The sequence below is a fragment of the Streptomyces sp. MBT53 genome (assembly GCF_016654115.1).
In the GTDB taxonomy this organism is placed as follows: Bacteria; Actinomycetota; Actinomycetes; order Streptomycetales; family Streptomycetaceae; genus Streptomyces.
Window position 1 is genome coordinate 1 of the sequence record NZ_JAEQAZ010000363.1, and the last position, 3,900, is coordinate 3,900.

A 3,900-nucleotide genomic window follows, 5' to 3' on the forward strand; every position below is an offset into this window, starting at 1 on the left:
GCGTACGAGCGGCCGGTGACCTTCTGGACGACCATGCCGGCGAGCACGTAGTTCGTGTTGGAGTAGTGCCACGACGTGCCCGGCGCGAAGTCCGGCTTGTGGGACATGGCGATCGCCACCAGGTCGGCCGGGGTCTTCGTGTCGTAACGGTGCTGGAAGAAGCCGTCCTTGGTGAAGTACGCGCGGCCGAAGTCGTCGTCCTGCGTGTAGTTGTAGATGCCGCTGGTGTGGTTCAGGAGCTGGCGCACGGTGATGTGCGCGCCGTCGTTGCCGTTGCCCTGGACCACGCCCGGCAGCCACTTCTCCACCGTGTCGTCGAGCGACAGGCGGCCCTCCGCCTCCAGTTGGAGCAGCACCGTCGACACGAAGGCCTTGGTGATGCTGCCGATCCGGTAGCGGTCGTCGGCCGAACGCGGGGCCCCGGTACGGAGGTTGCCGACTCCCGCCGTCGTCGACCAGGTGGTGCCGCCGTCCCGCACGGTGGCCGTCACGCCGGGGACGCCGTCCTGCACGGCCGCCACGAGCGCCTCCCGTGTCGCCGTGTGGTCCTTCCCGGCCTTCCCGGCCTTCCCGGCGGGGTCCGCCGCCAGCGCGGGTCCCGCCAGTGCGACCGACAGCGCCACCGCCGTCGCACCCATCACTACCGCACGAACTGCCATGTCTTCCCCCTTCGTTGAGCCCTGTCGAAGGCTCGGTCGGGGGAAGGGACACAGCCGCGCGATACGAGGGTTGCTCCGCTGTACGCCAGTTGAGTGAGTTTCGGCCGTTCTCCGAAGGGCTCAGCCCTTCTTGAGGATCAGCTCGGTGTTGCGGTCCTTCGCGTCGCCGCCCAGCACCGTGCTGGATCCCGGTGCGTTGTACGACAGTTCGCGGTAGAGGGCCGCGAGGCCGGTCTGGGTGAGGTCGGAGAAGTCGGTGCGGTGCGGGGCCGCGGACTCGATGAGCGTGGTGAAGAGCGACAGTGTGCCGTCCTTGTTGTCCACCAGCTCGATGACGCGGGCGAGTTGGGGATAGTCAACGTGCGAGGCGGTGGAGATCTCCCAGAAGCTGCGGCCGCCGGGCGCCGAGTGCGGGGTGATGACGTTGCGGTGGATGTGGCCGTTGACCCAGGCCAGCACGTTCGGGTGGCTGCCGAGGAGGGAGACGACCGCCGAGCCCTCGTAGCGGCGCTCGGTGGGGTGCGCCGGGTCGGGGCGGGTGTTGTCCATCGTCTTGCTGGTGTGGTGGCTGAAGATCACCGCGTACGAGTCCTTGTTGTCGCTCAGGGTCTTGTCCAGCCACCTCAACTGCGTTGCCCCGATGGACCCTTCGTAGTGGCCGCCCGCGTCCGTGGTGTCGAGGCTGATGCCGATCACGTCGTCGGCGATGCGGAACGCGTAGTACTGCGTGCCCGCGTCGACGTTCGCGGAGGAGTAGCCGTGCCCGACCGGGCCGAGGCCCTGGTAGGCCGGGTCGAGGTGGGCCTTGAGGTACTCGGCGGAGGTGTACGGGGCGCGCTTCTCGTCCGGCGTGATCGAGCGCGCGGAGCGGGCGTGCGCCTTGAGGAAGTCGCGGTAGCCGGAGCCCTTGGGGTCCTTGGCGTCCCGGATCGAGTTCTGCAGCTTCTTCGCCTCGGCGGCCGTCGCGGTCATCAACTTCTTGCCGCCGATGGCGAGTTCGGTGAGGTACGGGTCCGCGTGGGAGCCGAAGCAGCCGAGCGGGAGCGCGTCGTGGTTGCCGACGGTCGAGTACCAGGGCAGGTTGAGGCCGGGGCTGCGGACCTCGCGGATCGCGGCGGCCAGGAAGCCCTGGAGGTGCGGGAAGCCGAGCTGCTTGTCGCCGTCGCGCACGGTGGAGTCGGGCTGCCAGTACAGCTTGAGGCCGCTGTTCTGGACGCCCTCGTAGTGGCGCGGGTCACCGGTGTTGGGGGTGAACCGGCCGCCGCTCATGATCTTCATGAACCATTCCAGCTCGGACTTGGCGTTGTTGTCCGTGTTGTCGCCGGTGGTCATCACGAAGTGCAGCGGGGAGCCGGTGACCGGCGCGCCGCGCAGCGCGTTGACCCGCTCGACCAGCGAGATCCCGCCCTGCACGGTCAGCGCCTCGTGCGGGCGCCAGGCGTGCTTGTCGGTCGAGCGCAGGTACTCCAGGCGCAGCGGGTGCTGGCTGTCCATCAGGTGCAGGTCGGTGAACTGCACGAACGACGCGAGCGCCGTACGGCGGCCCGCGCGCCCGGACTTGGCGGCGGCGAGGTCGGCGCGCACGACGCGCTTCCAGCCGGCGCCGTCGCCGAGGCGGCGGTAGCCGGAGTGGGTGCGCGGGGCGGCGACCGTGGCGAGGGTGGTGCCCTTGGTGTACGGGGCCAGGGGTGCGGCCGGTGCCACGCGGGAGTGCGCCACGGGCGCCTCGGCGGCGGCGTTGGTGCCCTCGACGCCGGTGGTTGCGGCCTGGCTGTCGGTGGGCCGTAGGGCGTAACCCACGCCTGCGGAGACGGACACGGCCGCGGTGGCGGCGAGGACGGTACGGCGGTTGACCCCCAGCGCGGAGCTGGCGACAGAGCGTGTGCGCGACATGGCGCGATCTCCCCGAGTACGAACTGCGTCGGCAGTGGTCGCGGGCGTTCGCGTCGACCGGTTTTCGATCGCGGTCGCGAACTTCCCGCTCGTACTGGATGCTTGGCATCGGGGATGACCTGCGCGTAAACGAGACGGCAACGTGTAGCGCCGATCACCGTACGTGGATCTTGGCGCCCCCTGTGCGTTCGTGAACGCTCGTCGAGCCGCCGGGAGGCGGCTACTCAGCGTTCATCTGCCGGGGTACTGAAGCTATTCCGGGACCCGTTCGACCCGTCCTACGGCCGGCCGCTCGCGCCACAGCCGCAGTGCCACGTCGATCAGTCCGACCCGGCGGAGGCCGGACACGTCGTCCAGCGGATGCCAGGCGGCCATGTCGGTGGAGCCGCCGATCTCGTTGCGCAGCTCGCCGCCGACGATCCGGCCCTCGTACACCAGCCGGAGGCCCTGGTGGTCGACCTTGCCTCGGTAGCGCCACCGGACGACCCGGCGGTTTGAGTCCATACCGAGGAATCCGGTGACCTCGATGCGGTAGCCGGTCTCCTCCTCCAACTCCCTGACCACCGTGTCGTTCGGGTGCTCGCCGTGGTCCATGCCGCCGCCGGGCAGCACCCACTCGTACCCGCCGCCGTCGGCCGGTGAACGGGCGAGCAGGAGCTGTCCGTCCCGGACGCAGACGGCGTAGGCGGCGACTCTCAGCTTCTTGCGCATCCGGAGACGTTAACGCCCGGGCTCCGGGTTGGCAGGTGAGTATTCGGGCGCGGACCAGCGCAGAGGGAGCGCGGCGGCGCTCTCGACGACCTCGGTGAGGGTGAAGCGCACCCTGCGCTCCCCGTCCTCCCCGAACTCCGTCCTTGCCTCGCCGGTGAGTTGGAGGGCGGTGCCCGTGTCCCAGTCGAGGAAGAGGAGTCCCGCGCGCGGGTCGGCGAGCAGGTTGCCCAGGCTCAGGAACATGGCGTTGCCCGCGTAGTCCGGCCAGGTCAGTTCGTGGGGCGAAATCGCTTGTACGAAGCCGGGGTTGCCGCCGCGGTGGCTGGCGTCGGCGCCGTGGTCGTGGACCGTGGCGAGGAAGAAGGTGTCGGCCGCCGCGATGAACTCGGCCTGGGCGGGGGTCAGTTCGCCGCCGTGGCGGGCGGCTGCGGGCACGCGGTCCACGACCGTCTCGTAGGACTGCCTCCGCTGGATGTACTTGGGGCAGTTGGAGAACACCCGCTCCGCCTCGATCGTGAACCCCCTTGCCGTGGCGCGGAGTTGGCCGTCGACTCGCATACGGCGGCGGGTGCGGGGGTCGAGGGCGATCGTGCCGACCGGCAGGTCCCGTGCGGCGGTGAGGGCCGGGGTGAGGGGG

General features: G+C 70.2%; 4 protein-coding genes. All 4 read right to left on the reverse strand.

The window, feature by feature from the left end; translation table 11 throughout:
- Positions 1–659: serine hydrolase (locus JHN45_RS50880; protein ID WP_236585020.1), on the reverse strand; the 659-nt coding region annotated here is incomplete at its 3' end.
- A gap of 120 nt (positions 660–779) precedes the next feature.
- Positions 780–2,552 (reverse strand): TIGR03767 family metallophosphoesterase, encoded by a 1,773-nt coding sequence (locus JHN45_RS50885; RefSeq protein WP_201056273.1) that lies wholly within the window; start codon positions 2,550–2,552, stop codon positions 780–782.
- Between the two features lie 252 nt (positions 2,553–2,804).
- Positions 2,805–3,263: an NUDIX hydrolase gene (locus JHN45_RS50890; RefSeq protein ID WP_200717306.1), complete on the reverse strand. Its 459-nt coding sequence runs from the start codon at positions 3,261–3,263 to the stop codon at positions 2,805–2,807.
- A 9-nt stretch (positions 3,264–3,272) separates the two neighbouring features.
- The coding region (locus JHN45_RS50895; protein WP_201056275.1) for a pyridoxamine 5'-phosphate oxidase family protein at positions 3,273–3,900 on the reverse strand (628 nt) is incomplete at its 5' end.